This is a genomic window from Methylomicrobium lacus LW14 (assembly GCF_000527095.1).
GTDB classification, from domain to species: Bacteria; Pseudomonadota; Gammaproteobacteria; order Methylococcales; family Methylomonadaceae; genus Methylomicrobium; species Methylomicrobium lacus.
In genome coordinates this window covers 1,428,185-1,454,263 of record NZ_AZUN01000001.1, presented here as the reverse complement: position 1 = coordinate 1,454,263, position 26,079 = coordinate 1,428,185, and the positions used below count along the sequence as shown (strand labels likewise).

General features: G+C 52.7%; 28 protein-coding genes and 1 pseudogene. 11 read left to right on the top strand and 18 right to left on the bottom strand.

Annotated elements, in window-relative coordinates; all coding sequences use genetic code 11:
- Window positions 1-56 precede the first annotated feature (56 nt).
- Both METLA_RS0106560 and METLA_RS0106555 read right to left on the bottom strand, forming a co-directional pair.
- Window positions 57-1,379, bottom strand: coding sequence for a PQQ-dependent sugar dehydrogenase (locus tag METLA_RS0106560; RefSeq protein ID WP_245598745.1), 1,323 nt, complete (start codon window positions 1,377-1,379; stop codon window positions 57-59).
- A gap of 49 nt (window positions 1,380-1,428) precedes the next feature.
- Entirely contained in the window at window positions 1,429-1,785 is a 357-nt protein-coding gene (locus METLA_RS0106555) for a four-helix bundle copper-binding protein (RefSeq protein WP_024297779.1), read from the bottom strand.
- Window positions 1,786-2,198: 413 nt separating this feature from the next.
- On the opposite strand from METLA_RS0106555, the gene METLA_RS0106550 reads away from it, so the two are divergent.
- From METLA_RS0106550 to METLA_RS0106535, 4 genes are all read left to right on the top strand, one after another.
- Window positions 2,199-3,404, top strand: a complete 1,206-nt coding sequence (locus METLA_RS0106550) for an NAD(P)/FAD-dependent oxidoreductase (protein WP_024297778.1) — start codon at window positions 2,199-2,201, stop codon at window positions 3,402-3,404.
- Between the two features lie 205 nt (window positions 3,405-3,609).
- Entirely contained in the window at window positions 3,610-4,233 is a 624-nt protein-coding gene (locus tag METLA_RS0106545; RefSeq protein ID WP_024297777.1) for a DUF488 domain-containing protein, read from the top strand.
- A 13-nt stretch (window positions 4,234-4,246) separates the two neighbouring features.
- Entirely contained in the window at window positions 4,247-5,638 is a 1,392-nt protein-coding gene (locus METLA_RS0106540) for a glucoamylase family protein (protein ID WP_024297776.1), read from the top strand.
- A 29-nt stretch (window positions 5,639-5,667) separates the two neighbouring features.
- On the top strand, window positions 5,668-7,191 hold the full coding sequence (locus METLA_RS0106535; RefSeq protein ID WP_024297775.1) for a mercuric reductase: 1,524 nt from the start codon (window positions 5,668-5,670) through the stop codon (window positions 7,189-7,191).
- Between the two features lie 146 nt (window positions 7,192-7,337).
- Here METLA_RS0106535 and zwf read toward each other — a convergent pair whose 3' ends face one another.
- The 4 genes from zwf to METLA_RS0106505 form a co-directional block, all read right to left on the bottom strand.
- Complete coding sequence (zwf, locus tag METLA_RS0106525; RefSeq protein WP_024297774.1) at window positions 7,338-8,750, bottom strand: glucose-6-phosphate dehydrogenase; 1,413 nt, start codon at window positions 8,748-8,750, stop codon at window positions 7,338-7,340.
- A gap of 906 nt (window positions 8,751-9,656) precedes the next feature.
- Window positions 9,657-10,097, bottom strand: coding sequence for a phage holin family protein (locus METLA_RS0106515; RefSeq protein ID WP_024297772.1), 441 nt, complete (start codon window positions 10,095-10,097; stop codon window positions 9,657-9,659).
- Window positions 10,098-10,110: 13 nt separating this feature from the next.
- Window positions 10,111-10,341 (bottom strand): ElaB/YgaM/YqjD family protein, encoded by a 231-nt coding sequence (locus tag METLA_RS0106510; protein WP_024297771.1) that lies wholly within the window; start codon window positions 10,339-10,341, stop codon window positions 10,111-10,113.
- 14 nt (window positions 10,342-10,355) lie between these two features.
- On the bottom strand, window positions 10,356-10,718 hold the full coding sequence (locus tag METLA_RS0106505) for a BON domain-containing protein (RefSeq protein ID WP_425411743.1): 363 nt from the start codon (window positions 10,716-10,718) through the stop codon (window positions 10,356-10,358).
- Between the two features lie 430 nt (window positions 10,719-11,148).
- Between METLA_RS0106505 and METLA_RS0106500 the strand changes: the two genes are divergently transcribed.
- The 3 genes and pseudogenes from METLA_RS0106500 to METLA_RS21860 all read left to right on the top strand — a co-directional run.
- Complete coding sequence (locus METLA_RS0106500; RefSeq protein ID WP_024297769.1) at window positions 11,149-11,661, top strand: BON domain-containing protein; 513 nt, start codon at window positions 11,149-11,151, stop codon at window positions 11,659-11,661.
- Window positions 11,661-12,794 carry a DUF1207 domain-containing protein gene (locus tag METLA_RS0106495; protein ID WP_024297768.1) on the top strand — a complete coding sequence of 378 codons (1,134 nt, stop codon included), beginning with the start codon at window positions 11,661-11,663 and terminating at the stop codon, window positions 12,792-12,794. Before METLA_RS0106500 ends, METLA_RS0106495 begins: the two co-directional genes overlap by 1 nt.
- 29 nt (window positions 12,795-12,823) lie before the next feature.
- Window positions 12,824-13,021 (top strand): annotated as a pseudogene (locus METLA_RS21860) (molybdenum ABC transporter ATP-binding protein); the annotation flags it as partial.
- Between the two features lie 157 nt (window positions 13,022-13,178).
- On the opposite strand, the gene METLA_RS23325 reads toward METLA_RS21860, so the two are convergent.
- A complete protein-coding gene (locus METLA_RS23325) occupies window positions 13,179-13,379 on the bottom strand; it encodes a hypothetical protein (RefSeq protein WP_206740944.1) in 201 nt (66 codons plus the stop codon).
- A gap of 290 nt (window positions 13,380-13,669) precedes the next feature.
- Between METLA_RS23325 and METLA_RS0106480 the strand changes: the two genes are divergently transcribed.
- The 4 genes from METLA_RS0106480 to METLA_RS0106465 all read left to right on the top strand — a co-directional run bounded on the left by METLA_RS0106480 (window position 13,670) and on the right by METLA_RS0106465 (window position 16,191).
- Complete coding sequence (locus METLA_RS0106480; protein WP_024297767.1) at window positions 13,670-14,248, top strand: hypothetical protein; 579 nt, start codon at window positions 13,670-13,672, stop codon at window positions 14,246-14,248.
- 452 nt (window positions 14,249-14,700) lie between these two features.
- Window positions 14,701-15,399, top strand: coding sequence for a hypothetical protein (locus tag METLA_RS0106475; protein ID WP_024297766.1), 699 nt, complete (start codon window positions 14,701-14,703; stop codon window positions 15,397-15,399).
- Window positions 15,389-15,583, top strand: a complete 195-nt coding sequence (locus METLA_RS20685; protein WP_036281523.1) for a hypothetical protein — start codon at window positions 15,389-15,391, stop codon at window positions 15,581-15,583. The genes METLA_RS0106475 and METLA_RS20685 overlap by 11 nt, the downstream gene beginning before the upstream one ends.
- Window positions 15,580-16,191 (top strand): ATPase, encoded by a 612-nt coding sequence (locus METLA_RS0106465; RefSeq protein WP_024297765.1) that lies wholly within the window; start codon window positions 15,580-15,582, stop codon window positions 16,189-16,191. Before METLA_RS20685 ends, METLA_RS0106465 begins: the two co-directional genes overlap by 4 nt.
- A gap of 141 nt (window positions 16,192-16,332) precedes the next feature.
- On the opposite strand, the gene tnpC is transcribed toward METLA_RS0106465, so the two are convergent.
- The 11 genes from tnpC to METLA_RS0106410 form a co-directional block, all read right to left on the bottom strand.
- Entirely contained in the window at window positions 16,333-17,925 is a 1,593-nt protein-coding gene (gene tnpC / locus METLA_RS0106460) for an IS66 family transposase (RefSeq protein ID WP_024297764.1), read from the bottom strand.
- 64 nt (window positions 17,926-17,989) lie between these two features.
- Entirely contained in the window at window positions 17,990-18,340 is a 351-nt protein-coding gene (tnpB, locus tag METLA_RS0106455) for an IS66 family insertion sequence element accessory protein TnpB (RefSeq protein WP_024296659.1), read from the bottom strand.
- Window positions 18,328-18,615: an IS66 family insertion sequence element accessory protein TnpA gene (gene tnpA, locus METLA_RS21855; protein WP_024297133.1), complete on the bottom strand. Its 288-nt coding sequence runs from the start codon at window positions 18,613-18,615 to the stop codon at window positions 18,328-18,330. Before tnpA ends, tnpB begins: the two co-directional genes overlap by 13 nt.
- A gap of 339 nt (window positions 18,616-18,954) precedes the next feature.
- Window positions 18,955-19,560: a Piwi domain-containing protein gene (locus tag METLA_RS0106450; protein WP_024297763.1), complete on the bottom strand. Its 606-nt coding sequence runs from the start codon at window positions 19,558-19,560 to the stop codon at window positions 18,955-18,957.
- Window positions 19,561-19,574: 14 nt separating this feature from the next.
- On the bottom strand, window positions 19,575-21,173 hold the full coding sequence (locus tag METLA_RS0106445; protein ID WP_024297762.1) for an argonaute PAZ domain-containing protein: 1,599 nt from the start codon (window positions 21,171-21,173) through the stop codon (window positions 19,575-19,577).
- Between the two features lie 8 nt (window positions 21,174-21,181).
- Window positions 21,182-21,649 carry a hypothetical protein gene (locus tag METLA_RS0106440; RefSeq protein WP_152539396.1) on the bottom strand — a complete coding sequence of 156 codons (468 nt, stop codon included), beginning with the start codon at window positions 21,647-21,649 and terminating at the stop codon, window positions 21,182-21,184.
- Between the two features lie 230 nt (window positions 21,650-21,879).
- Entirely contained in the window at window positions 21,880-22,068 is a 189-nt protein-coding gene (locus tag METLA_RS0106435) for a hypothetical protein (RefSeq protein ID WP_024297760.1), read from the bottom strand.
- Window positions 22,065-22,637 (bottom strand): zeta toxin family protein, encoded by a 573-nt coding sequence (locus METLA_RS0106430; protein WP_024297759.1) that lies wholly within the window; start codon window positions 22,635-22,637, stop codon window positions 22,065-22,067. The genes METLA_RS0106435 and METLA_RS0106430 overlap by 4 nt, the downstream gene beginning before the upstream one ends.
- Window positions 22,637-23,821 carry a restriction endonuclease subunit S gene (locus METLA_RS0106425; RefSeq protein ID WP_024297758.1) on the bottom strand — a complete coding sequence of 395 codons (1,185 nt, stop codon included), beginning with the start codon at window positions 23,819-23,821 and terminating at the stop codon, window positions 22,637-22,639. The genes METLA_RS0106430 and METLA_RS0106425 overlap by 1 nt, the downstream gene beginning before the upstream one ends.
- Window positions 23,818-25,497 carry a type I restriction-modification system subunit M gene (locus METLA_RS0106420; RefSeq protein ID WP_024297757.1) on the bottom strand — a complete coding sequence of 560 codons (1,680 nt, stop codon included), beginning with the start codon at window positions 25,495-25,497 and terminating at the stop codon, window positions 23,818-23,820. The genes METLA_RS0106425 and METLA_RS0106420 overlap by 4 nt, the downstream gene beginning before the upstream one ends.
- Before the next feature lie 253 nt (window positions 25,498-25,750).
- Window positions 25,751-26,047 carry a GIY-YIG nuclease family protein gene (locus tag METLA_RS0106410; RefSeq protein ID WP_029646469.1) on the bottom strand — a complete coding sequence of 99 codons (297 nt, stop codon included), beginning with the start codon at window positions 26,045-26,047 and terminating at the stop codon, window positions 25,751-25,753.
- Window positions 26,048-26,079 lie beyond the last annotated feature (32 nt).

The following is a 26,079-nucleotide window of genomic DNA, read 5'->3' as shown; positions in this document are numbered from 1 at the left end:
GATGGTTGCTTGGCATTGAGGGCAGCAAAGTCGATATCTGCAACTAAGTCTCTCGCTTAATTTTCTGTTGGCTGCGCCCGACGTGAATCGGGGGTCGTGGTCGATGCCGTCACGCGCCAGACGATATTGCCGACATCATCGGCGACCAGTAACGCCGCATGCTTGTCGAGCACGACGCCGACGGGGCGCCCGAACGCATCGCCATCGGCGCTAACAAAGCCCGTCAGTACGTCGATCGGATCGCCGAAGGGCTTGCCTGCTCTAAAAGGTACAAAGATTACCCGGTAGCCACTGCGCGGTTTACGATTCCATGAACCGTGCTGACCAATGAAAACTCCGTTGTCGAATGGCGCCGGCCATGCTCCGCTCCTGGAATAAACCAGGCCGAGCGAACCGGTGTGCGGCCCGATTGCATAATCCGGCACCCTGGCCTTGGCGACCAGGTCGGGCCGCTGAGGCTGCACCCGTTCGTCCGGATGCTGACCATAGTAGCTGTAAGGCCAGCCGAAGAAGCTGCCGTCGGGTACCGAAGTCAGGTAATCCGGAACCAGGTCGCTGCCGATTTCATCGCGTTCGTTGACCACGGTCCAAAGTGCCCCGCCATCCGGTTCCCAGGCGAGTCCGTTGGGATTGCGCAGACCGGACGCATAGATGCGGTAGCTTCCGCGCTTCGGATCCACCTCCCAGATGGCGGCGCGGCCGACCTCTTGGTCGATGCCGTTCTCGGCGGCATTACTGTTCGATCCCACCGTCACATAGAGTCGTGCCTCGTCCCGGCTGGCGATGAGGTTCTTGGTCCAGTGATGATTGATTGGGCCCGCCGGCAGGTCCAGCACCTTGGTCCCGGGCTGAGCGATCCGGATTTCGCCCTCGGTATAGGGAAATCTCACCACCGCATCGGAGTTGGCCACGTAGAAGTCGTTGCCAATCAGCGCCATGCCGAAGGGCGAGTTTAGCCCCTCGATGAACACCGACCGTGTTTCCGCCACGCCGTCACCATCGGCATCGCGCAGCAAAGTGATGCGATTGGCGCTGGGTACGCCTGCGCCAGCCTTGTTCATAACCCGCTTCATAAACCAGCCTCTGATGCCCTCTGCGTCCTTGGGTCTAGACGGCGCATTGGTCTCGGCGACTAATACGTCGCCGTTGGGAAGCACAGTCAACCAGCGCGGGTGATCGAGTCCGCCAGCAAACGCGTTTACGGCCATCCCAGGCCCCGCCAGCGGTTTTCGATTCGCGGGCCAGCCCACGGCCTGGGCGATATTCACCGTGGGAATCAACGTGGGGTTGGGCGGCGGCAGTTGGGGGTGAGGGCCGACGCCCGCCGCAACCGGCAACTGCGCCACCTCTCCACAAGCTGTTAGCGCTATCGCTGCCACAGTGAACAACAAGGGTCTTGGGTACATAGCCAAAGAACCCGATTCACCCTTAGTACTTGTCGCTTCCCATTTGCCGGCAACTCTCGGCACATTCCTTACATGCCTCGACGCACTCCTCCATGCCGCCGATTTTTTCGCAATCCGTAGCGCATGCCTCGCAGACTTCGGCGCAGACCGCGCATAGATGATGCGAAAATTGAGAACTGCTGAGCTGAAAATTGGCCGACGTCTGGCAAATCTCGGCGCAGTTCATCAGGAGGCGGAAGTGTTTGGGTTTAACATGTTTGCCGCCGGCCTCCAGGCAGTGGTTCATCGCGGTTGCCAGACAGACCTGATGGCAGTGGCTACAAGCCTCGATACAGGCTTGCGTGGCGTGTTCAGAGGGGGTGTGAGCTAATTGGGTCATGGAATTCTCCTATGCTAAAAAAACAAGCGCGGACAAAAATGTCTACGTCATCTCGACCTGAAACCAAGCTTCGGGACGAAATGGGGTTTCGTCAAAACCTTAGAAAATCTTAGTGTTTAAATTAGCCGCAGTCAGTACGTTGGCGCGCATATCCGGCTGTTGAAAGAGTCAATCTCCCAAAAATGACTGATATCGAAAAATTTTCGAAACACTTTCTCTTTCCAGATTATTTTTTAGATGGTGTGCCCGGTTTAGTGTAGCTACTTCTGTTTTTCAGCCCTTGACCACAAATTCAATAGTCATCATCATTCATCAGCTTATGTGCGGAACCGCATCGACTGCGGTCGACTTTATAGTTAGCCTTATTTTTAACAACGCTGGAAAGAGTAAGCGAAAGATAGGAGGCACAAACTATGGTGAACTACCAGTATTTAATCATCGGCGGCGGGATGGCCGCAGCCGCTGCGGTGGATGGTATCCGCGAAGTCGATCCAACCGGCGGCATCGGGCTGATCAGCGCGGAGCTTGATGCTCCGTACGATCGACCACCTCTGTCAAAGGCGCTCTGGAAGGGCAAGCCCTTGGACAGCATCTGGCGCAAGCTGGAGAGCAAAGAGGCCAAGGCTCACCTTGGCCGTGTCGTCAAAGAAATTGTTCCCGCTCAAAAACGCGTCGTGGACGACAAGGGGGATATTTTCACCTATCAAAAACTCTTGCTGGCTACGGGCGGCAAGCCCCGACGCCTTCCGTTCGGCGATGACAAAATCATTTACTTCCGCACCCTGCCGGACTACCGGCGTCTTCGTGCTCTGACCGAAACGGGGCCGCGGTTTGCCGTGATTGGTGGCGGGTTTATCGGTTCGGAGATCGCTGCGGCGCTGGCTCTGAACGGAAAAGAAGTGGTGATGATTTTCCCCGGCAAAGATATTGGAGATCGCGTCTTCCCGAGTCCTCTCGCTCAGTTTGTGTCCAACTTCTACAAGCAAAAGGGCGTTGAGGTGTTGGCAGGCGAAGAGATTGTTGGTTTGGAAACACGCGGCAACCAACATGTTTTGCAAACGCGTACTAATCGCGAAATCGTGGTCGACGGCGTGGTGGCAGGAGTCGGCATCGAGCCAAGCGTTGAGCTTGCCCAATCAATCGGTCTCGAAGTGGAAAACGGAATCGTCGTGAACGAGTTTTTGCGCACCAGCCATCCCGACATCTATGCAGCGGGAGACGTTGCCGCATTCTACAACCCTGCGTTGGGAAAGCGCATCCGAGTCGAACATGAGGACAACGCTAATTCCATGGGACGATTGGCCGGGCTGAACATGGCAGGCAAGTCTGAGCCCTATCATCACCTGCCATTCTTTTACTCCGACATGTTCGATTTGGGATACGAAGCAGTAGGCGAAGTGGACGCACGCTTGGAGACTTTTGCCGACTGGAAGCGACTCAACGAAGAAGGCGTCATCTACTATTTACAGAACGATAGAGTGCGAGGCGTGCTGCTGTGGAATGTATGGGAACAGGTGGAAGCCGCTCGCCAATTGATTGCCGAGCCTGGTCCGTTCACGCTCAAGGATCTCAAAGATCGGTTGCCGGCTAAAACTTCAAATCCGAAACCGCATTCATGAGACCGGATTCGTTTTTGCTGGAGCCCATATCACTTTTTACGACTGGATCTCACGGTCTGGGTATTGCGCCGCCTGAGAGGCCGCAGCTTCTCGGGTTACTGGTAAGCACCTCTGGCTATGCACAAGGGACCGGCGCTCAAGAAACTCAAAAATAAACAATGAGTCCGCTGAGAATAAAAAAGTTGCCGAGTACGAGGAATAAAGCATGCCAAAGGAAAAACCTTTACCGCTGGTAATGACGATAGGCCATTCGACGCACACGCTCGAGGAATTCATCCGCCTGCTTAAGGCACACGGGGCAACGTGCGTAGTGGATGTGCGCACCATTCCGTGTTCCCGGCACAATCCGCAATTCAACAAGGCTACCTTGCTCTGTTCGCTAAAGAAAGTCGGCTTGGAATATGTTCACATGCCTGGACTCGGCGGCCTGCGTCATGCAAAGATCGATTCGCTGAACGTGGGCTGGCGTAATGCCTCCTTTCGAGGATTTGCAGATTACATGCAAACACCCGAGTTTGCGCAGAGTCTCGAAGAATTGATTCGTCTGACGAACCAATACCAAATCGTCTTGATGTGCGCTGAAGCGGTGCCGTGGCGCTGTCATCGCTCACTCATCGCAGATGCCTTGCTGGTCCGTGGTATTCGCATCGAGGACATCATGAGTGCAACTCACCGTCAAGTTCATACTCTCACGTCGTTTGCCAACGTCCGGGACCGCTCGATCATATATCCATCCGAGGAGTTTGGGAGTACACAAATGCAGCCTTCGGCCAAACACGCCCGGCCGCAGCCCATCACGAAAATCATGCCTAAAGAAGATAAATTGTGAAACACATACAATCATGAAGCAAATCTGGGAGCATAAGGTGCGCTTGGACGTCGATCTTCCCCCGCGCGCGGACGCGGCAGTCACACCGGATCGCGTACGCTATCCGTCAGCCCGTGGCTCCAGCGACTCTTTGATGAACGAACAGCGGCTCGACCAGCTTCAGCGTGCTGCATTCGGCTACTTCCTGCAAGCGGTAAATCCGGCCAATGGACTGATCGCCGACAACTCGCGCGCGAATTCGCCGGCCAGCATTGCCGTCGTCGGATTCGCCCTGTCGGTCTATCCGGTGGCGGTGGAACGCGGCTGGATGGCGCGCGCCGACGCGGTCAAACGCAGTCTTTCCGTGCTGCGTTTCTTTCGTGACAGCGATCAAAGCGGCAGCCCGGAGGCGACCGGCTTCAAGGGTTTCTACTATCACTTTCTCGACATGCACACCGGTGCTCGAATCTGGCGCTCGGAGCTGTCGACCATCGACTCCGCGCTGCTGATCGCCGGCGCGCTGACCGCAAGCATGTACTTCACCGCGAATACGCCTGAGGAAACCGAACTGCGCGAACTCGTCGAGACGCTATACCTTCGCGTCGACTGGCGATGGTCGCAGGGTGGAGCTGCGACCATCAGGCAAGGCTGGAAGCCGGAATGTGGATTCCTGCACTACGGGTGGGATGGTTACAACGAGTCTATCATACTCTACGTCCTCGCGATGGGCTCGCCGACGCATCCGCTCAAGGACGACAGCTACGAGACCTGGACGGCAACCTACCAATGGGAACATCTGTACGGCTACGATTATCTGTATGCGGGACCACTGTTCATGCACCAGTACTCGCATGCCTGGATCGACTTTCGCGGCATTCGGGATCGCTTCATGCGCGAGAAGCGCTGCGACTATTTCGAGAACAGCCGACGAGCCATTGAGGTTCAGCGTGAGTATGCGCGGCGCAACCCGCACAGGTTCGTCGGTTATGACGAAAACTGCTGGGGCCTGACGGCCTGTGACGGCCCGAGCAATCTGCTGCCCGAACTGGCCAACGAGCGGCGCCGCTTGTTCGGCTATGCCGCGCGTGGCGTGCCGTACGGGCCCGACGACGGAACTCTCAGCGGGTGGGCGGCGCTGGCATCGCTGCCGTTCGCGCCTGAGATCGTCTTATGCGCCGCAGGCAACATGCTGCAACGATATCCCGAGATGCTGACCGCTCAGCAGTATACCAGCAGTTTCAATCCGACTCTCGCCACTGCCGACTGCAGCGCCTGGGTTTCGGCCGGTCACTTCGGGCTAGACCAGGGCATCGTGGTGATGATGATCGAAAACTATCGCACCCAACTGATCTGGCGGCTGATGCGGGACTGTCCCTATGTCGGCGCCGGTTTACGGCGCGCCGGATTCCGCGGCGGCTGGCTTTAGCCGCTTCCTTATATTCAAGGATCACAACCATGCAGCAGCTCAATGCCATTTACTCGACTGCCCCGCCGGATGCGCACGATCGCGAGCGGCTGGGAAATGTGCATCCAGCCGGATGGCGCAATCCGCAGCCGGCAGGCCGGTACAGCTTGGTGGTCGTCGGTGCCGGCACCGCGGGACTGGTGGCGGCGCACGCCGCAGCCGCACTGGGCGCAAAGGTCGCGCTGATCGAGCGTGACCTGCTCGGAGGCGACTGCCTGAATGTTGGCTGCGTACCGTCGAAAGCGATCATCCGCACGGCGCGGCTGTATGCCGAGATGCGCAATGCCGAGCAGTATGGCGCGCAAATCCCGGGCGACATCCGCGTTGACTTTGCTGCCGTGATGGAGCGCATGCGCGGTATTCGCGCCCGCATCAGTCGCTCCGATTCGGTGCACCGGCTGATCGCGGCCGGCGTGGATGTCTTCTTCGGCCAGGCGTACTTCACCGGAACCGATACGCTGGCCGTGGATGGCACGAAACTGCGCTTCAAAAAGGCGCTTATCGCTACGGGCGCGCGACCGAACACAACCTGTATTCCCGGCCTCGTCGAGATCGACTACCTGACTAACGAGAACATCTTCGACCTGACCGAGCTGCCGCGCCGCCTGCTGGTCATCGGCGGCGGCCCGCTCGGCTGCGAACTGGCGCAGGCGTTCTGCCGCTTCGGAGCACAGACCATTATTGCGCAGGAAAAACCGCTGTTCCTGCCCAAGGAAGAGCGCGACGCCGCACAGCTCCTCTCGGATGCATTTGCGCGCGACGGCATCGAGGTGCGCCTGAACACCCGAGCCGTCAACGTGCACTTGGAAGGCGGGCAGAAACTCGTCGATCTGGTTAGCGACGACTACAGCATCACGGTAGCGGTCGATGCCATTCTGGTCGGCACAGGCCGGATACCGAATGTCGATGGCCTTAATCTGGAAGCCGCGGGCGTCGATTTCGACACTATCACAGGCATCCGGGTCGATGATTTCCTGTGCAGCAGCAACCGGCGCATTTATGCCGCCGGCGATGCCTGCCTGGAACACAAGTTCACTCATACCGCCGACGCGTCGGCGCGCATCGTGGTTCAGAATGCGCTGTTCCTAGGTCGTAAGCGTCTGAGTGCACTGACGATTCCGTGGTGCACCTACACCGATCCGGCAATTGCTCATGTCGGCCTTTATGTACGGCAGGCGCGCGAACGGAACATTCCGGTGAAGACTTTCACCATCCCGATGCATGACGTTGATCGCGCGATCGCCGACGATGAGGAGGTGGGCTTCGTGAAGATCCACGTCAAGGAGCGGGCGGACCGGATACTCGGCGCGACAATCGTCGCCCGTCATGCGGGCGATATGATCAACGAGATCACCCTGGCGATGGTCGCAGGGATCGGATTGCGTACCCTCGCACATGTCATCCACGCTTATCCGACCCAGGCCGAAGCGATCAAGAAGGCAGCGGACGCCTACAACCGCACGCGTCTGACGCCGAGACTCCAATGGCTGCTGCGGCGTTGGCTGACATGGTGACCTCTTTTCGGAATGACTCGCGCGGGCGAAATCTAGCAAGGCCGGCAAGTCACATTTGATCTAGTCGCTGATACGCTTGACCGTCAGATCGGCAGCCGGATATTTGTTGTCAATATCCAGCAGGAACACCACGTCGTTCGCCGCTGTCATTTTGCCACCTTCACTGATATTGGGTTATGCCAGTTTCCGCTTGCCGCAATGAGAGTATCAGCTTGTTTCGGCCCCCAGCTGCCGGGCTTGTAGCGGTGAGCCTTGTGGTGGGCATTAAGAATTGGATCGACTACAGCCCAGGCGGCCTCAACCGCATCCTCGCGGGTAAAGAGCGCTCCGTCGCCAGCCATGGCGTCTTCCAAAAGTCGCTCGTAGGGTGTTTCCTGTCCTGGCTGTTCATCCAGCAAGTAGAGTTCGCGCTGGTCGCCGACGAACTCCTTGCCTGCGCGCTTGACGCGCGCGGCGATGGCAACGGCGGAGTTAGGGGAGAGCCGGAAACGCAGATAATTGGCACGCCCGGCCACGGGAGCGGAATCGTCGAACAGCTTTTGCGGTGGCGGCTTTAACTCCACCAGAACCTCGGCCGCTGTTGCAGCCAGACATTTGCCGGACCGCAGATACCACGGCACTCCTTCCCAGCGCCACGAATCGATAAAAAGCCGAAGGGCGCAGAAGGTTTCGACGTCCGAGCCCTTTGCCACGCCAGGCTCTTTCCGGTAGCCTGAGTACTGTCCACGCACCACATCGTCAGGATGCAGGGGACGCATGGCCTGGAACACCTTGGCTTTCTCGCTATGGACGGCCCCAAAGCCCTGATATGCTGGAGGCTCCATGGCAAGCAACGCGACAATCTGGAACAAATGATTCTGGATAACGTCGCGCAGGCAACCGACACTTTCGTAAAATGCGCCGCGACTTTTCACACCGAAATCCTCGCACAGCGTGATCTGCACGCTGGCCACACAATTACGGTTCCAGATCGGCTCAAGGAACGAATTGGCGAAACGGAAATAAAGGATATTCATTATCGCCTCCTTCCCTAGATAGTGGTCGATGCGGAAGATCGAGTCTTCTGTAAACACTGACAGCGCGATGCGATTGAGTTCTCGGGCCGAAGCCAGGTCGCGTCCGAAGGGCTTTTCAACGATGACGCGCGCCTGATCGGCTAGGCCCGCAGCACCGAGCCCCTTGATAACCGTCGCGAACAGCGCGGGTGGGATGGCGAGGTAATGCGCCGGATGTAGGGCATCGCCCAGCGTCTGCTTGAGTGCTTTAAACGTGTTCAGGTCGTTGTAATCACCACCCACATACTGGAGCAGAGAAAGCAGGTGATCGCGGGCGCTTCGATCATCGATCTTGCCGGCTTGCTTGATACTGTCCGTCGCCTGTTTGCGCACTTGCGCGAGGCTCCACTTTGAGGAGGCGACGCCTACCACCGGCACGTTGAGGGCGCCGCGCTTAACCATCGCATAGAGCGCCGGAAAGATCATCTTGTGGGCGAGGTCGCCAGTCACGCCAAAGATCACCAGCGCATCAGTTGGCCTCGTGCGATTAAAGGCATTGCTCATCACTTATGTGTTAACACTTTTCTAGATACAAAATTAAGCAGATTTCAAATGCATTTCATAGCTCTGTGAATCGGCGTCCAATTTTTACTAGGATTGTAAAAAAATAGTAAAAACAATGTTGTATAAATTGTTTTCGGTCGGTTTTGATGCTACGAATTGGTAAATATTCGACGCCGTTCCCCATTGAGTACATGATCAAAAAACCCGATTCACGCTTAGTGAAGGGCGCTCCCCATTTGCCGGCAACTCTCGGCACATTCCTTACATGCCTCGATACAGGCTTGCATGGCGTGTTCAGAGGGTGTGTTGGCTAATTGGGTCATGGAATTCTCCTGTGCTAAACAAGCGCGGACAAAGATGTCCACGTCACCTCGACCTGGAACCAAGCTTCGTGGCGATCCTGGGTAGCGCCAAAATCTTGCAAGCACACTAGCCGTAAAACGAGCCGCAGTCGGTACGGTATCTAACTTATACCCATCCACTGGGGTCAGCGATGGGATATCGCTGCCGTCGGGTAATATCGCCGTCCTGGCGCTTGTGCCGACGCGTCTGGTTGACGGAAGGATTTCATCATCCAAACGAGAGGCAAGGCCCTGTAAAAAGTGTGGACCGAGGTCACAAGGTTCAGCACGGCTCTTAAGGGTGTAGTCCTGTCGGCGCTTGGTTTATCGGTAGCGTCGCCACGGAATCTGGGGGATTGGCGCTTGGTGATTTCGCCGATGATAAATCCGATGCCGGCCGCCAGCAGCAAGGTCGCAGGAGTGGTCATCTGTTGGTGTATCTTCCGTAACAGCCTATCGGCGCGAACACCGACTTCCCGTCGACGTTTCAACACCTGCCGCTCCGCATGCCTGATTTGAGACGTCAGAGACTTAGGTCTGCTTGGGTTTAGACAATAGGCCTTGATCATGATTTCTCGGCTTCCTGAGGTCCTGGGGGGATGGGCTGAAGACTGCGGAGGGTCGCAGGAAATTGTAGATAACGGCTGTTGCGGCGGATTACGCCACAGAGGATCAGAACGAGCAGCAAATTGGCCGCGACGGCAAGCAGTATGGCGCTACTCAAGACAACGCCATACTCGACCAATCCCGCCACGGCGGCAGCCATGAGTCCCAGCCACGCGGCGCTCAGCAAGACGGCGATCATCGCTGCGACCATGATCATGACGACCAGACGCTCACCCGCCCGCCGCGTCTCCAGCGCGGCGAGCCGGAAGCGATCATGGCTTAACTCAAGCAGTTCCTGCCATAATGATCGGGCATCTTCCAGCACGCCGGAATCGCTTGCCGGAGCGTCGCAGGTGGCAGTACGACCAGGCGTTTCATTTTTTTCGGCGTCCGGGGCCATGGTGTTTGAAAGCCTAACGGCCGCTCAACAGCCGGCTCAAGAGAAAGCCGGCCGCTACCGCGATACCCAGCGACGTTATGGGGTTATCGCGAACATAACCGCGGCAATTTTCCATCAATTGCTTCTCGGCAGTTTTCAGCTGATTTCCTTTTTCGCCAAGCGCATCTGCGGCCTGATTGGTCGCATTGGCAATCATATCGACCGCCTCATGTGCGGAATGAGATGCTTTGTCTACGGTTTCCATGGTGACATTCTCCTCTATTTGAGCCGCATATCATTCTTGACCGACTTCACGCCCGGGACGCGGCGCGCAACTTCGATCGCTGTATCCATATCGGACCTGGCGCTCACGAAACCGCTCAATTGAACCACGCCCTTGAAGGTTTCAACATTGATCTGGCCGGATCTGAGGTTGGGCTCATCGAATAACTGCGCCTTGACCTTCATGGTGATGACACTGTCGTCAACATATTCGCCGGATCCCTCATGTCTTGACGTCGATGCGCAACCTGCAACAGTCATTAACGTCAGGGCCAAAAAGAATGCGGAAATAAATTTAATAAGGTTTTGCATGACTAACTCTCCCAGTAAACCATAAACAATCAAAATAAGGTGTTGCATGACTCAATCCCTCGTCACGTGTCTAAATCCGATGGATTAAAGCAACCGGTTACACATCTGATGCCGAAGTACTCGCCAAAAACCTTGAAGTCACTTTAGCTGTAAAATAAGCCGTAGTCGGTACGGTAGTGAACATACAGACAGAATGGGGTTTCTAAAGTGGAAAGGGACCCAGTCTTTCAACTCCGAAATCAAGGGTCATTTGACACCGTTATTCCAAATCGATTACGGATATCTGCTAACCGGGTCTTGCATGTTCAAATTGGACAATTTTTCCTGCCGGTGGTATGGTTTCTAAACGCTGGGTCACAAGTATCGATACCCGCCGCTTCATGTGCGATACCATACAGACAGGGCCTGATCATAACGTTAGGATTCAATGAATATTTCAGCTTTCTGCGCTTAAAAACCCAACAATAAGGAATCGCTCATGAAAACGATAAATGAATGCATGCAAAATGTATTAGCCCATAGAATTCTTTTGATAACCTGTTTACCCATTGTGCTCGGACTGGCGGGTTGCGAACAACAAGGAACGGCAGAAAAGGCCGGGCAAAAAATCGATCGAGCGGCTGAAAATGCCGAGCAAAAGATTGAGCAAGCGGCTGACAGGGCTGAGCAAAAGATTGATCAAACGACGGAAAAGGCAGAAAAACAACTAGAAAATGCAAAGGAGTCAGTAACCGACAAAGCCCAGTCCGCGGGAGAATACATCGATGACTCCGTGATTACGATGAATGTTAAGGCGGCGCTATTAAATGACCCCTTCCTGAAGTCTTCTCAAATTGAAGTGACTACGGTGAATGGCGTAGTGAAGCTGAGCGGCACGGTGGATTCCGATCCAAGCATCGGCAAAGCCATGGCACTGGCCAGTAGCCAGCCCAATGTAAAATCAGTGCAAACGGAGCTGACTGTCAAAGCCAGTGCGCCAGGCACAAACTAATGGCTTATTGTCGCTTGATGGCGGTTCTGGGCGTGATGCTGGTGCCGGCATCTTTTGCGTATGCCACGGCTCAGGATGACGCCTACATTGCAGGCTATGCCGCCGGCGCGTTAAAACATGACTTAAACCTCGAGATTAAGTCATTAAGCGTACGCGATGGCGTCATTCATTTCCCGATAGGCAGCCTGGACGACGCCGACCGGGCCAAGGCGGTGCAGCTATTAGCGGAAATCCCCGGGGTTAATGCGGTAAAGACAACGGAAACCACGGGTCAACCGCCTATGGACTCTTCTACAGAGGGAGGGCAGGTTCCCGCCGATGAGGCTGTGTCGGCGGCTGAATCCATTATTTTACCCACAGGGCTTCTGCCTGCCGGTCATTTATTCAAGCCCTTATTGGCGGATCCGCGCTGGGCTCATTTCTCGGCGGCTTTCCGCAATTTCCAGAGCGACAACTTTGACGGAAAAGATATAGGCTCCGTGAGTTTCGGTGAAACCATACCGTTTTACCGCGGCAACTTCGGACAATCCACTGTGCAATGGGAAGCAGGAATTCAGGCCGGGGTCTTTAGCGACTTCAATCTGGATGCGCCATCGTCCGATCTGGTCAATACCGATTTTATTGCATCAATTTATTCAAGCGTGCGTGCCGGTCAATTTTCCGCTTTTGGCCGACTTTATCATCAGAGCTCACATCTTGGCGATGAATTTTTGCTGCGCAAGATCGACACTAAATTCGAGCGCGTGAACCTCAGTTACGAAGGCGTTGATCTGAGACTCTCTTATGAGCTTCCCTATGGCGTACGCTTGTATGGCGGCGGGGGTGGTCTGTTCCATACCGAACCTTCGGCGCTTAAGCCATGGTCGGCGCAATACGGCATTGAGTTTCGAAGCCCGTGGCGCATCGATGTCGCCTCAATGCGCCCCATCGTTGCGGTTGACCTCAAGAATTTCGAGGAAAATAACTGGAATACCGATGTCTCCGCCAGGGCAGGGGTAGAATTCGATAATTTACAAGTCCTGGGACGGAAGCTTCAGCTTCTTGTGGAATACTATAACGGATTCACGCCTAGCGGGCAGTTTTATAAAGATAAAGTGGAATATATCGGCTTAGGAGCGCATTACCACTTCTAATCGAAGATGGATAACACCGCGTCCAACCGTTGAGTCTGACCCAGGCTATAGAATTGCTGGGTATATTAGCCATCTACTGGATCGCAAGCCGGAGCGGCTTTCCGTTGGCCGTCAGTCCGTGTAGCCTGCTGATGGATGAACCTCTGGCTGCTTTGGACCTCAAGCGAAAACAAGAAATTCATCCTTACCTGGAATACTTGCATGACGCATTGAATATTCCCGTGCTGTAGATGTCAGCATAACTATACCCGTCAGAAATCTTTCAGATTGCGTTATCAACACAGCGATTTGAAAAAGGCCTATTTTCAGCTTTCGCCAAATGCTGCTGATGATAACAGGTGTTGGCGTTAGATGCGATAGGCAGATGCCGGCAGCAACACGCGATCAAGACCGCCCCGACAGGGCGAAATGCCGATAAAAACTCGCAGCAACGACGTCTTTGCTTTGCATGACGATCCCCATCACTATCAACGCTGTGCCGGCATTGGCGACTTTCCGGTACGCGTCTGTCCATAGAATTGAACCTAAAGCTTGTATTTGAAAATTTTCGTCCACTGCCTGCCGTCCTGTCAGCTCTATCGGCACAGGATACCTCGGTAGGATTTTAGCCTGTGTCACTGATCAATCGAAGAAGTTCACCCTGCCTGCGCTCAAGGTATAAAATCCCGTCAGTTGAGAAGTTGCATACTCTGGAGCAGCAAAAAACACCCTGACAACACTCCGTTTGACATAGTGTGCAAAAAGAACCGGGGGCTTTCCGAACTCTCGCTTATCGTGTTTATCCAAGAGTCATCACATGCAGGAGCGCGTGTTTGCGCTATTCTTAGATAACGGCTTGACTGCGCGCAACACCCATGGCTGGAGAGGAGATAGATATGACGGCATCGATTTCTCTTAAACATACGGCGTCTGAAATACATCAGGCGGCGCGCATCTACCAACCCAGAAACAGAAAAATACTGAACGGTTGCATATTTTACGAGCCGCGACTGATCATTCCCCTGGAATGGGATGAAGAAACGCTCTGTCAGATCAATGAATTGCTCGCGTGCTCATCGGTTGTGTCTTACTCGATTCTTCAGTTGCTTTCGGCAACGCGAACAAATCTTCCTATCTCTCAACGATTGAGGTGGGATTGGAAAAGGGTTCGGTATGCGGATGAAGATTTCGATGCTTGGGAGGACTCACTCGACGACCGTTATCATGCGGAACGGATACGCGTCCCGGTTGAACGGACCCGATACCAGCTCTCTGCTCACGGCATACGCAAGATCATTGATTGTTTGGGCAAGCAACATCAGGGGGAGTATATAGGCGTACCGGTATCCGAATATCTTTGCACGGCGCAAGAAGCGATTGAAGCGGCGTGTCTTAACCGAACTGTGACCTTAAAACAGGTACGATTCATATTGCATCTAAACATACATTACCTTGTGTCTTTAGTGCTCGTTTGATGCGTCGAGCCAGGATTCCTCTGCCTTGATTTGTGTATCAGCGTATCCTGACTGAGGGCGAAAGCCAAACGGCTTGAGTGCTTGACAAGGCTAGGGAACAGAGCCCAAATGTGGTGATGGGGAGAATCTCGAATGGCGCGCCCGAGAGGATTCGAACCTCTGACCTCAGCCTCCGGAGGACTAATCCGCCAACGCCCTTTATATTTCATTATATGCCATAAAATGACTAAGTCCGTAAACTTAGCGGCTTGCAAGAGTTTAACGATCAATCAAACGACGCCATTTTATGCTCTTTAAGAGTGAAATCCTGACACAGGATGTCCACATCATCATATCCTAAAAGAGAACATATTTGACATTAGCCCTGAAATGTCAATAATACATTTATTGTAAAAGTCGCAAAATTTATACCTTGTTAAGAGTGCGAATCGACATTGACTCACTAATTAGCTGTGAAAAATAAAAAATTATCAGGGTTAAAAAGTATTGAATATGATTATGTAGAGCTGCCTTTTAAACAGATATCCGCTCATCCATCTTTAAAGAAGATTTTAGCTATGCAGAGCAATTTTGAATATTTAATGACGGATAGAAAGCTTATCGATCGTGACTTCCTATCAGTGTATATTGCTCTATATCCATTTCTTCTTTTCCAAGAACAGGATAACTATTACTGTATTAACAACGTACGAGTGTTACAGCTAGCAAAGCTATTTGATTTAGACGAGCATATATTTAGTTGTTGCGTATTGAAGGGGCTCGGTCAGAAGGATGTCAGTACGATTGCAACCGCTGATTTTTATCTCAGCCATTTATTATTCTCATTGCGTACTCAAGACGCTGCGGATCAGCTTTGTCGAGCGTGGATAGAATTTGATGACGTCAAAAATGTCATTGCCCCGAAAATAAAACAATTGAGCACGTTGTCGACCGCGCTTGGCGTGGACCGAAGGACAGTCTATTTGAAAAGGAAAAAGCGCTCGAAGACCTCGACGAGCCCTACAGAAATTGACAGCACGATGAACGAATCCATTTCTGCTCCGGCACAATCTGGCAAACATGTTAACATCGAACCGATTGAAAAAGTCGATCAACCTCAAGTAATATCAAATTCTTACCATGAATTGCCAGGAGATCCCCGTGATAAATAAGGCTTGCGCGCGCGACCTGATGGCGCCGGAAACTGATCCCACCGACGAAGAACTGCAGTTAGTCATGCGAGAAGCCTTGCTGCTGGCGATGGAACGAAAGCATGAAGTAGAGCAATTGATTAAACAACAGCTTCAAGACGTTTCCGCCGCCATTAAGACACAACTCATGACTCCCGCCCCATGAACGAGAATCAAAATCCCAAGCCTCGCCTGCTGGTCATTGCCGGCCCCAATGGTGCCGGTAAAACGACAATCACCGAGCAAGGCTTGGCGCATGAATGGTTTCAGGGCTGCGAATACATCAATCCGGACTTTATCGCTCGTGACGAGTTTGGGGATTGGAATTCTCATAAAGCAGTGATTAACGCCGCCAATTTGGCGGCCGAACGGCGTGAGCAGTGCTTGCAGGATCGGCGAAGTCTTGCGTTCGAAACCGTTTTTTCGGGGCCGGATAAAGTCGAATTTTTGCAAAAAGCCCGGTCTCGGGGCTATTTTATCCGGGTGTTTTTTGTGGCTACCTCCGATCCCTCCATCAATGCGGCACGAGTCGCTCGACGCGTAATGCTAGGAGGACATGACGTGCCCATTCCCAAAATTATCAGTCGCTTCTTCCGCTCTATCGCCCAGTGCGCCGTCATTGCCCCTTGGGTAGATCGTTTGTATTTATATGACAATTCCGTGGATGGACAAGAACCACAATTGGTCCTGCGCGCCAATGAAGGGTGTATCGTAAAAAGCTATCAAACGGCTCCTTTTTGGATGAGCCCCATCATTGCAGCGTTACAGAAATAGCGGCGCTTAACGGTACTTCAAATCCGTTAAAGAAAATGTTTGACTTATGACAACCATCGACAGCGCTTCGCCTCAACAAGGGATAAAAGTTGACTGTAAGCGTCCAACCCTACCACATAGCGAGGTTGATGGGGGCGTGATTTAATGTGATTTGCCGAATGGCAGTAGTTCGTCGATACGGCTGTTAGGCCAGGTAGGCAGTTTTTCGAGGGTGTCTTTTAGCCAGGCCGAAGGATCGAGGCCGTTGAGCTTGGCCGTGCCGAGCAAGGTTTGAATCACAGCCGCGCGCTTTCCGGCGCGTTCCGAGCCGGCAAAGAGCCAGTTCTTTTTACCCAAAGCGATAGGTCGGATGCTGTTTTCAATCGGGTTGTTGTCGATTGGCAGATCGCCGGTTTCAGCATAGCGTGTGAGAGCGATCCAGCGTTTCAAGCTGTAGTCGATGGCTTTAGCGGTCGCGGTATTGGGCGCGGCGTGGGTTCGGGTGCGTTGCAGCCAGTCGTGCAGGCCGGCCAGTGCCGGCCGGCTTTTCTCGGCACGCAGGCGTTGGCGTTCCGCTGAACTCAGGCTTTGGCCTTCGGCTTCAATCGCATACAGCACCGCGATGCGCTGTAAGGCTTCTTGCGCAATCGGGCTCTGGCTGGCCTGGAACAGGTCGAAGAATTTCCGCCGCGCATGCGCCCAACACGCCAGTTCGATACATGGCTCAAGCCGAAGTCGAGTTTCGGGATGGGCGCGGGCGGCCGCAAACAAGGCTTTATAGCCGGCGTAGTCGTCGACCACGAGGTGGCCTTGCCAATCGCCTAGAAACTGCCCGGCATGCCGGCCGCTGCGACCGGCTTGATAGTCGAAGACGATGATCTTGGGCCCCGGTTGTAGGTCATTGCTGCGGTAGGCCCACAGGTAGGCTTTCTTGGTTTTGCCGTTGCCGGGATCCAGTTGCGGCACCGGCGTTTCATCGGCATGAAGACTCGGCCGTTGTTGAAGATGCCAGGCCAGGCGATCCGCCAAAGGTTCCAAGGCGACGCCGAGACGTCCGACCCAGTCGGCCAGGGTGGAACGGGACAAGATCACGCCGTCGCGGGCGGCGATCTGCTCCAAGCGGTAGAGCGGCAGATGGTCCTGGAATTTGCTGATCATCACCCAGCTCAACAAGCCGACCGCCGCCAGACCGCCATCGATCACCGCCGGCGGAATCGACGCCGCCGTCACGGTCTCGCAGCTCCGGCAGGCATATTGCGGGCGGATATGGCGATGGACGAAGAACTTCGCCGGCTCGACATCCAGTTGCTCGGTCACATCTTCGCCGATCTTGACCAACTCCCGGCCGCAGTGCCCGCAGGTGCAGGATTCGGGTTCGTGGCGGTGTTCGATGCGCGGCAAGTGAGACGGTAACGGTTGCCGGCCGGCGCGCAGGCGTTTGGGGCGGACCACCGTGGTACAAGGACTGGCATCTTGCAGTTGCTCGACTTCCGCGTCGATGGCCGAAATATCCGTGTTCCAGGTTTCCTCGAACACATCCCGCTGCAGCGGGGCCAAGGCTTCGCTCTTGGTGCTGAAACGGATGCGCTTGTAATACGCCAACTCGTGGGTCAGCGCGGCGATTTTGACGTCTTTGCTCTGAATGGCTTTGGCATCCCGCTCAGCCTGCTCGATCAGCGCTTGAATCAATGCGGCTACTTCGGTTTTTGCCGAAGGCTCCAGGTTCAACTGATCGAGTTTGGCGAGGGGATTCATGGCCGTTATTATACTGCATAAACCCACTGAACGCCTTGATTTTACTAGGTTTCAATACCGTACCTTACACCCGCCATTCTGTTGACGGTTGTGCCGATAGCCGTTGCCAATCGACACCAGCCACAAGCCACTGCCACTGGGCCTGACTGAGCGCAAAGACCGGGTCAGAGGCTTTGGGCCAAACAAAACTGCCTCGATGCAACCGCCGCTGGCACAGCCAAACCCCATTGCCGTCCCACAGCAACAGGCGCAAGCGGTTGCCGGCACGGTTGCGGAAGATGAAGGCCGATCCGCAGCCAGGCGGGTGCCCCAGGCTTTGCTGGACGATTGCGGTTAAGCCATCCAGGCCGCGCCGCATATCGACCGGCGCCACCGCCAGCCAGATCTGTGCCGGACTCGCAATCAAGCCAGGCATCGCAACAACTCAGCCACCCAGCGCGCTGATACGGTAGCGGACAACTCCAGGCGGTGACCTTGGGCATGCGTGAAGACAATCGCGGCAGGCGCAGACGGCTGAACATGCACCGGTATTAAGGCTGCCGACTCTGGCTGGGGCAATTTGCGATAGTCGCTCAAACGCGCCGTGAAGGTACGGACATTGAGTTGCCGCTCGGCGCAATACGCGGCTTGTGATAGCCCGCTACGTTGCCACGCTTCAATATGCTGACGCCATTTCGCTGTGATAGCCATGCCAAAACTCCTGACAAAAAAAGGACAGGATGCGACAGACGAAAATTATTTTATAGGCGGTACGGTTGAACGCTTACACCCAAGCGTATCGTGAGCCGTTTCAAACTAAAAGAATCGAACAAGGAATTAACCTAGTATGCCGGCTTGTCGTTACTAGGGTAATGCCTGGCATCAAAGTGGTGCGAAGAAGGAAGACAACCGCACCCGTGCTTATCCGGTTGATGCCTTTTTGGTGGATGAGCAGATCGGATGCGTCCATTCGCCGGAATAAAGTTGGGCGTAGGTTGGTACCGCTACATCTCCTGCAATGCCGAGCAGAGAGTGGAATTGAAGGGGGCCCTAAAGATAAACTGGACACAGCCTGTCCATTTTAGAAAGCGCGTCGATACAGGTTTCCTGTCTCAGTGTCGCAAACCGATCTGCATGATGCGTCGTAACTGGGAGACGCGGATGGCGATATAATGAAGCGCCATGAATTCGACTCAATATCAAAACCTGTTGGGCAAGAACTTCTAAGGATGTCTCTCCGTAGCGCTTTCGTAAACGCAACGGCCTGATGCTGACTTTATCACCCCAGGACTGGCCTAATTCAGCACCGCTATAAGTAGATAGAATCATTTCACGATCCGACAAATACAATGCATCGCCTACATTGGGATTGCAGAATTTCTTAGAGCCATCGGCTAACTGTTCCCGACGATAAAGTACCGGAGCGCCAGATTTCAAGATTTCGAGCACATCGAGCTTCACACTATGCTTTTGTTCAAACTGTTTAATTACATCGATTGATTCGTAAAACTTGCCGTCCCTATGCAATGTGATTCGTCTGGGCAATACACCATCTGATGAACGCAAATAGGTTTTCAAGCTTTTCTCAAGCAAATTCGTTAGAGCGTCATCCTGCATACGCTCGCCCTGCTGTTTATCGGCCAATTGCCAACCCAACTGAGCGCCAGAACTTAAAAACAGAAATGCAAAACCGGGAGCGCGAACATTAACGCCCCCATATCCAGCCCGATAAATAAATCGGTTTCTCCCGGCATGTCATCGATTGCGCACAACTGCCCACCGCCTTTGCTGAATACCCCGGCAGCGACATTATTGAAATAGGAAGGACTGTAAACATTGGCCCTGTGATCGAGCCGCATAAACTGGGTCGCCAAGCCATAACTAAACGCGGTATCGCGTATTGCCACCTTATCGGACTTGCCGGTTAAACCGATCAACAAAATAGCATTCGTTGGATTTTTTTTATGCAGTCTGGCATCTAATTCATTGGCGTTTTCAACGGGGGCAGGAAATTTTTTAAGCGGTGGCAATTCCGTTTTAGTTAGCTGCCCCAAGGCCTGATAAGCATCGCATAGCAATCGTTGATTCCGTTCAGTATTGTTCTGTTTGCCGATAATGAGCGGAATAACTTGGGTTCGGGTCATGTCGCCAAAAGCCTTATATCTTAAAACATCCTGTTCTCGGCTGGATTTGGCGCCATTGGCAAATCTGAGCTTTTGTTCATACTGTAAACTCGATTTTTTCAGATTTTGATAATCCACCGGTATTAATCGGCAGTTGAAATTCGGCAGATAAAGCCCCTTTACCATTCTGGCGCTGACCTTGATTCTATCGTCCAATGACCATTTCAAATCTTTGGCCAGATTATTCAAAAAGACTGAATCGATTTTGCTCAGCGTGTCAAAATCAAACATTGGCTCAACCAAGCTGGCGACGTGGTCTGCTTCGTTTTGCCCGTATTTGACTTTTATCAGGGAAGACGATGCCGCTTCTGTCAGCTGTTGAACGGACAGCAACCCTTTCTCATGATGATACTCGACCAGAGATTTACCCAAATGAGGTAATGGGCTATCGCCCTTGAGGGACTCTTCAACTCTCAGGAATTCAGCGACTAAAGGTGCTTTGCCGGACTCAAAGTAACGGTGGCGCACCTTGTTAATGGATGAAATCCAGTCAGGTCTTTTGTCGATGACCCATTGCAGTGAAATATCCGGCTTGGCCAACAAGCTGTGCTTCAGATGCAAACCAATCAAAACCGTGCCATCGGCTAAAACTTCTGGACTAAGTTGTACCGAACAAAAAGCTTCCAGATAAATGCTGCGTGCTTTAATACGGGCAGAGTGTGAGGGTTCGAAAATTTCTGTATTGCCACTCGCCGCTTTTTTAAAAGCCAACTTGCCTTGACTATCTTGTGTCAGCTTCCAGGCGGCTTTGTTGATGTCCTGATTGACCAATCTTTGCAAAGCCTGTTGTTGCTGTTCTTCACCACTATCAAGTTCCAGTTTACCGTCATCTTCTAGGCTAGCTTGCAACTGAGGCAAATCGATGACGAGTTGTGAAATCGGTTTTAAGGAAATAATGCCGCGATTACCCAGATTGGTAAGCACTGCAAAACCATTAACTCTTTGTAATTCATACGCCACCTTTCGGGCCAACTGTTCACCGGATGCGGTTTCATCAAACTTTTGATAAACGATCTGATATCGGTAAACAGAATAGTGAACGAGCTTGACATCCAACTGCAGGGCGCTCAACGCTAAATTTTCCATAAATATTCTTACCTACCCGATACCATCGGAACCAGACTGCCGTCGTCATATTCCATAACCACGGTGGTGACACATAACGGGTCTTGGGGTAAATTTAAACGGAACTGCTCATAGCCGCCGTCATGACTGCGTAGCTGATCGGGCAATGAATTGGCCAGATCTTGCAATAAGGTGCTGAAAAGATGGCTATGAGAAATGGGGTCCGATAGCATCGAAGCCGTTGCAACACCAGTGATCCTTTGGCCATTGGGCTCTAAAATCTCGAAGTTGGGCGGCACTTTGCACCATGCCGCCGACAAGAAATCAGTTCTTGATAATGCGCGCAATACAGCCAACTTTTCATCGTCATCTCCCTCCATAACGTAGGATTTTCCAGCTAAACGGAGAATGTAGCCGGCTTCATCGACATATGCCCATAAATTCAGGACTACCTCGGGGGCTGCGACGGGACTGGCCTTGGCGGTAGCGTATTTCATTTTTATTCTCCAAATTTGTCTAGGAAAAATGGGGGGAAAACGATATTTTTTAAATAATCGTGTCAGACCCCGTTTTTGAATGGTCTGATACAACTTTTGCAGAATGTCCAGCCGATCGATATTGTCCTGAAAGTAGTTCAGTGCTCCGATTAGCGAAGCGTAATCGGGGCTACACAGGTTTTCATGCGTGCGATTACGCTTCGCTAATCGCACGGCCCTGATTGATTGCCTTACCGTTCTCCCTGTTTGTTATGGGTGTCTGGCGCGTCGGGGCCTTTATAAACCACCCGGTCGTTTTCCCACATCACCGCATACTGGCCGAGTTTGCGTTTTTTTTCCAAAGCGTTGGCGATCGCCTTATTTAATGCCGTTTGGATGATTTGGCTTTCTTTTGAAGGGGGATTTTTGGCAAGTTTCATAAGCCGGCCTCATTTAAAAGGTGTCGATAGAAAGTATCGTGGAGGACATTGCGCTGCTCTTCTTGTTGTTCAAAGACCAATGCGGTTTCGTTCTGGGTGTTCATAAAACATGAGCAGCGATCAACCGCGTAACTGAATTCGGTAAGCAGGTTGCGCAAGCTGCGCGCAAAGCGGCGTTCAATAGCTTCCGACGGAATATTGTGACCGCCATGCGCCACTCGTTCCGCAACGCGGGCTTTGGACATTTCGATCGAAGGCAAGGCCAAATAAATCAGTTCAACGTGCCAGCCGCTCGTTCGCAGGCGTTCGATCAGCTTGAGATAGCTACGTCCTGACAATGTGGTTTCAAACGCGAAATCGTGTTTTTTCTGAATGCAGGCTGCGATTTCGCTCAGAAAAATCCGGCTGGCGGCGATTAACTCGCGCTCGGGCGCAAGCGGGGACAAGCCGGCGGCGATCAAGTCGGCATTGATAAAGTGGTAACAGTTGACGACTTGCGGCAGGTACTCCAGCGCGAAGGTGGTTTTTCCCGCGCCGTTATGTCCGGCTATGATCCAGCAGGTTGGCATTATAGTTCACCGGCGAAGGCTTTTTGGCTTATCGCCCCAAAAGCATCATTAGATAATTTTTCACTATATCCTGCCTTCTTTAGGGTATCTAATAATTTATTTCTCACCAGTAGGTAGTCGCTTTGTATACTAACTGGAGGATAAGGAAATTCCAAATTATCTAAGATACCAGTATTCATATGTGTAAATGATCCATCTGGTCCCGTTTTTAGCCTACCGAACCTGGTTTTGCAGTATGTCATTAGAGAAACGAAGTATTCTGGTAGTAATTCACAGCCAAAACGAACGCGTATTAAATTGGTACTTATAATTGATTTTGAGTGCTTTGAACGAACAACACCCATTTTACCTACAGTGCCAGCCCTGGAAATGATTACGTCCCCTGGCTTAATAGAATAAGGTTCCAGTTCTTCAAACTTGGCTTCAGTTATCCACAGATTCGGCTTATCGATGAATTTTCCACTTAAATTAATATTGTCCATGTTCCATACAGGAATTCCTGACTCGACGTATTCTTCCTTTTTTAGTGCGCTACCGAAAGGACCACACTTTGTTCCTGTATTTTCGTCAAAATAAAATTCTTTAAGAAGGCGTGGTTTAAATCCCTTGGGATTAGTCACCGGATCGCCGAACATGTCCAAAAACACCGCGCGGAGAAATTTGTCGGCGAGTTGGATGGCTTGCTGGTTTTTACGACGCAGGCTGTCGGCTTTGTCGAGTATCGCGGCGATGCGTTTCTGTTCAGGTAATGGCGGGAGTGGAATTTCATGTTCCCAAAACGTGTTCATTGATACCCTGGGCATTTTTGCCCCTGCCGTTTGGCTTGAAACCCAATTCACAAAGATGTTTGATTTCAAATAATAGGCAAGGTAATCTCTATCAAGCCTTTCCGGATCTGGCAACATAGGTACAAGTTCCGTTGTTCCTATACCAATACCATCTGGTAGTAAGACTTTATTTAGGTACGGCCTTAACTTTGAATAAAGCACATGCCGTTCATCGAATGCATGGGTTGAAGTGCCCGCTTCTGATAGTGGTTTTATATTCCGTTCTAAAAGCCTTCCCGTACCTGACTCAATATGGTCTAAAGTCACCTGCCAAAAGTTGTCACTTTGTTTGAAGGAATTCAGTTTAATTGGCTTAGCAGGTGCAACGTCACCTAATACACACATCGGCCAACTCACAACATCCCCTCCAACTCCTTCAATTCATCCTGAATATCAGCCACTAAACCCATCCACTGCTGCAATATCGCTTTCGGGTCTTCGTACTCTTCTTCCTGATGCACGGTTTCCTTATACCGATTCACCGACAAGTCGTATTTGTTGGCGGCAATCTCGGCCTTGCTGACCCAGAAACAGGCTTGGGTGCGGTCGTTCACTGCATCATTGGACATGCCTGATTCCCCCCTTTGTAAAAGGGGGGTTAGGGGGGATTCAGGGTCATCGGTTAAATCCCCCCCGGCCCCCCTTTGAGAAAGGGGGGAGATGGTTTGGTCGTTCGGTTTGCGGCGAATTTGCCAGGCTTGCAAAACTTTCGGTAAATCACCGGCAAAACCCAACGGATTGCCTTGTTCGTCCTGATATAGCGAGTCGCGTTTGTCGTCCAGCGAAAAGCCGTCGTCCTGCACGTCGTAAAACCACACGTGATCGGTCGCGCCGCCTTTGGCGAAGATCAGAATCGCGGTGGCGACGCCAGCATAGGGTTTGAACACGCCGCTGGGCAGGTTGATGACGGCTTCGAGCTGATTGTTTTCGATCAACAGTTGGCGAACGGCTTGATGGGCATTGGAGGAGCCGAACAACACGCCTTGCGGCACAACGGTGGCGCTGCGGCCGCCGGTTTTCAGCATGCGCAGGATTTGCGCGATGAACAGCAGCTCGGTCTTTTTAGTTTTGACCAGGCGCAGAATCGGCGGGTTGATGGTGTCTTCGTCCAGGCTGCCTTTGAACGGCGGATTGGCCAGGATGACGTTGAAGGCGTTTTGCTCCAGCTCTTTAAAATTGTCGGCAAAGCTTTGCGCCAGGGAATCCTGATAATGAATGTCCGGGTCTTCGACGCCGTGCATGTACAGATTCATCGCGGCGATGCGCAGCATGGTGCTATCGAAGTCAAAGCCATGAAACATCTTAGTCTTAATGTGTTGCCATTGGTTTTGGTCGAGCAAATCGCCGGTGTAGATGTTTTGGAGGATGGTTTTGCCTTTTTCATCGGTGATTTCTTCACGGACGATGCCGTGCTCGCTGCTGTATTTTTCCAGCAGATATTCCATCACCGATACCAAAAAGCCGGCGGTGCCGCAGGCCGGATCGGCAATCACTTCATCCGGTTGCGGATCGAGCAGGCGCACCATCAGTTTGATGATGTGGCGCGGGGTGCGGAACTGGCCGTTGATGCCGGCAGTGGTCAGTTTGCTGAGCAGGTATTCGTAAAGGTCGCCCTTGGTGTCGCCGGCTTCCAGCGGCAGCGCGTCGATCATTTCGATGGCTTTGACCAGCAAGCTGGGTTTGTCGATGACCATCCGTGCGTCTTTCATATAATCGCCAAAACGGCTGTCGCTGGTGTGTTCGCGAAAATGCTTGAACACTTCATCGCGCACCAGGTTGATCAAACGGTCGGCATCTTCGATATGGCTAAACTGGCTCCAGCGCAGATGCTGTTCGTTTTCTTTAAAACGCCGGGTAAAGTTTCTGCCGGTGCGGGCGGCGCGTTTTTCGTCGCGGCTTTCGTTGATGTCCAGCAGTTTGGCGAACATCAGGAAGGTGATTTGTTCGATGACGGTCAAGGGGTTGGCGATGCCGCCTTGCCAGAATTCCAGCCAGAGTTTGTCGATTTTGTTTTTAAGTTCGCCGGTGATCATGTTTACCTTTTTTGCAATTGCCGGCTTTGAACCGGGCATAACGTGTTTATCAATTCGCGTCCATGCAGTTTGGGCCCCGGCAATCCCTATGCCCTTATACACAAATGCCGTCACACCCGCCGGGATGCGGGTATCCAGCGCCATGGATGGCAAGCTTCGAGCTATCCATGCAGCCTGGATTCCGGCAATCCATGCCGGAATGACGGGCTTGTGTATAAGGATATGGGCAATCCCTGCCGGGGCGACGGATTTACTAAAGTGAAAGCGAGAACCAAAGATCATCCCAGGCCGGATTAGCGCTTTCAATGAGATTGAGTTTGGCTTTGCGATTCCATTTCTTGATTTGCTTTTCGCGTCTGATGGCTGATTCCATTGTTTCATGTAACTCGAACCAAACCAGTTGATGCACCTTGAATCGTTTGGTAAAGCCTTCTGCCAAGTCATTGCGGTGTTGATAAATTCTTCCGATTAAATCGGAGGTTACCCCGACGTATAAGGTTCCGTTACGGCTACTGGCAAGTAGGTAGACACAAGGCTGTTTAATGTTCATAAACCTTTTTCGGCGCCGTCATGCCGGCAGGG

Excerpts from the sequence above, each read along its gene's own strand:
- METLA_RS0106435 (WP_024297760.1), bottom strand. The coding sequence starts at position 22,068 with ATGAAACTTGCCAAAAATCCCCCTTCAAAAGAAAGCCAAATCATCCAA.
- tnpA (WP_024297133.1), bottom strand. The coding sequence starts at position 18,615 with ATGGCTATCACAGCGAAATGGCGTCAGCATATTGAAGCGTGGCAACGT.
- METLA_RS0106505 (WP_425411743.1), bottom strand. The coding sequence starts at position 10,718 with ATGCAACACCTTATTTTGATTGTTTATGGTTTACTGGGAGAGTTAGTC.
- METLA_RS0106500 (WP_024297769.1), top strand. The coding sequence starts at position 11,149 with ATGAAAACGATAAATGAATGCATGCAAAATGTATTAGCCCATAGAATT.
- METLA_RS0106480 (WP_024297767.1), top strand. The coding sequence starts at position 13,670 with ATGACGGCATCGATTTCTCTTAAACATACGGCGTCTGAAATACATCAG.
- METLA_RS0106445 (WP_024297762.1), bottom strand. The coding sequence starts at position 21,173 with ATGGAAAATTTAGCGTTGAGCGCCCTGCAGTTGGATGTCAAGCTCGTT.
- METLA_RS0106430 (WP_024297759.1), bottom strand. The coding sequence starts at position 22,637 with ATGCCAACCTGCTGGATCATAGCCGGACATAACGGCGCGGGAAAAACC.
- METLA_RS0106545 (WP_024297777.1), top strand. The coding sequence starts at position 3,610 with ATGCCAAAGGAAAAACCTTTACCGCTGGTAATGACGATAGGCCATTCG.
- METLA_RS0106550 (WP_024297778.1), top strand. The coding sequence starts at position 2,199 with ATGGTGAACTACCAGTATTTAATCATCGGCGGCGGGATGGCCGCAGCC.
- METLA_RS0106535 (WP_024297775.1), top strand. The coding sequence starts at position 5,668 with ATGCAGCAGCTCAATGCCATTTACTCGACTGCCCCGCCGGATGCGCAC.
- METLA_RS0106510 (WP_024297771.1), bottom strand. The coding sequence starts at position 10,341 with ATGGAAACCGTAGACAAAGCATCTCATTCCGCACATGAGGCGGTCGAT.
- METLA_RS0106495 (WP_024297768.1), top strand. The coding sequence starts at position 11,661 with ATGGCTTATTGTCGCTTGATGGCGGTTCTGGGCGTGATGCTGGTGCCG.
- tnpC (WP_024297764.1), bottom strand. The coding sequence starts at position 17,925 with ATGAATCCCCTCGCCAAACTCGATCAGTTGAACCTGGAGCCTTCGGCA.
- METLA_RS0106440 (WP_152539396.1), bottom strand. The coding sequence starts at position 21,649 with ATGAAATACGCTACCGCCAAGGCCAGTCCCGTCGCAGCCCCCGAGGTA.
- METLA_RS0106515 (WP_024297772.1), bottom strand. The coding sequence starts at position 10,097 with ATGGCCCCGGACGCCGAAAAAAATGAAACGCCTGGTCGTACTGCCACC.
- METLA_RS0106540 (WP_024297776.1), top strand. The coding sequence starts at position 4,247 with ATGAAGCAAATCTGGGAGCATAAGGTGCGCTTGGACGTCGATCTTCCC.
- METLA_RS0106465 (WP_024297765.1), top strand. The coding sequence starts at position 15,580 with ATGAACGAGAATCAAAATCCCAAGCCTCGCCTGCTGGTCATTGCCGGC.
- tnpB (WP_024296659.1), bottom strand. The coding sequence starts at position 18,340 with ATGCCTGGCTTGATTGCGAGTCCGGCACAGATCTGGCTGGCGGTGGCG.
- METLA_RS0106410 (WP_029646469.1), bottom strand. The coding sequence starts at position 26,047 with ATGAACATTAAACAGCCTTGTGTCTACCTACTTGCCAGTAGCCGTAAC.
- zwf (WP_024297774.1), bottom strand. The coding sequence starts at position 8,750 with ATGAGCAATGCCTTTAATCGCACGAGGCCAACTGATGCGCTGGTGATC.
- METLA_RS0106555 (WP_024297779.1), bottom strand. The coding sequence starts at position 1,785 with ATGACCCAATTAGCTCACACCCCCTCTGAACACGCCACGCAAGCCTGT.
- METLA_RS0106420 (WP_024297757.1), bottom strand. The coding sequence starts at position 25,497 with ATGATCACCGGCGAACTTAAAAACAAAATCGACAAACTCTGGCTGGAA.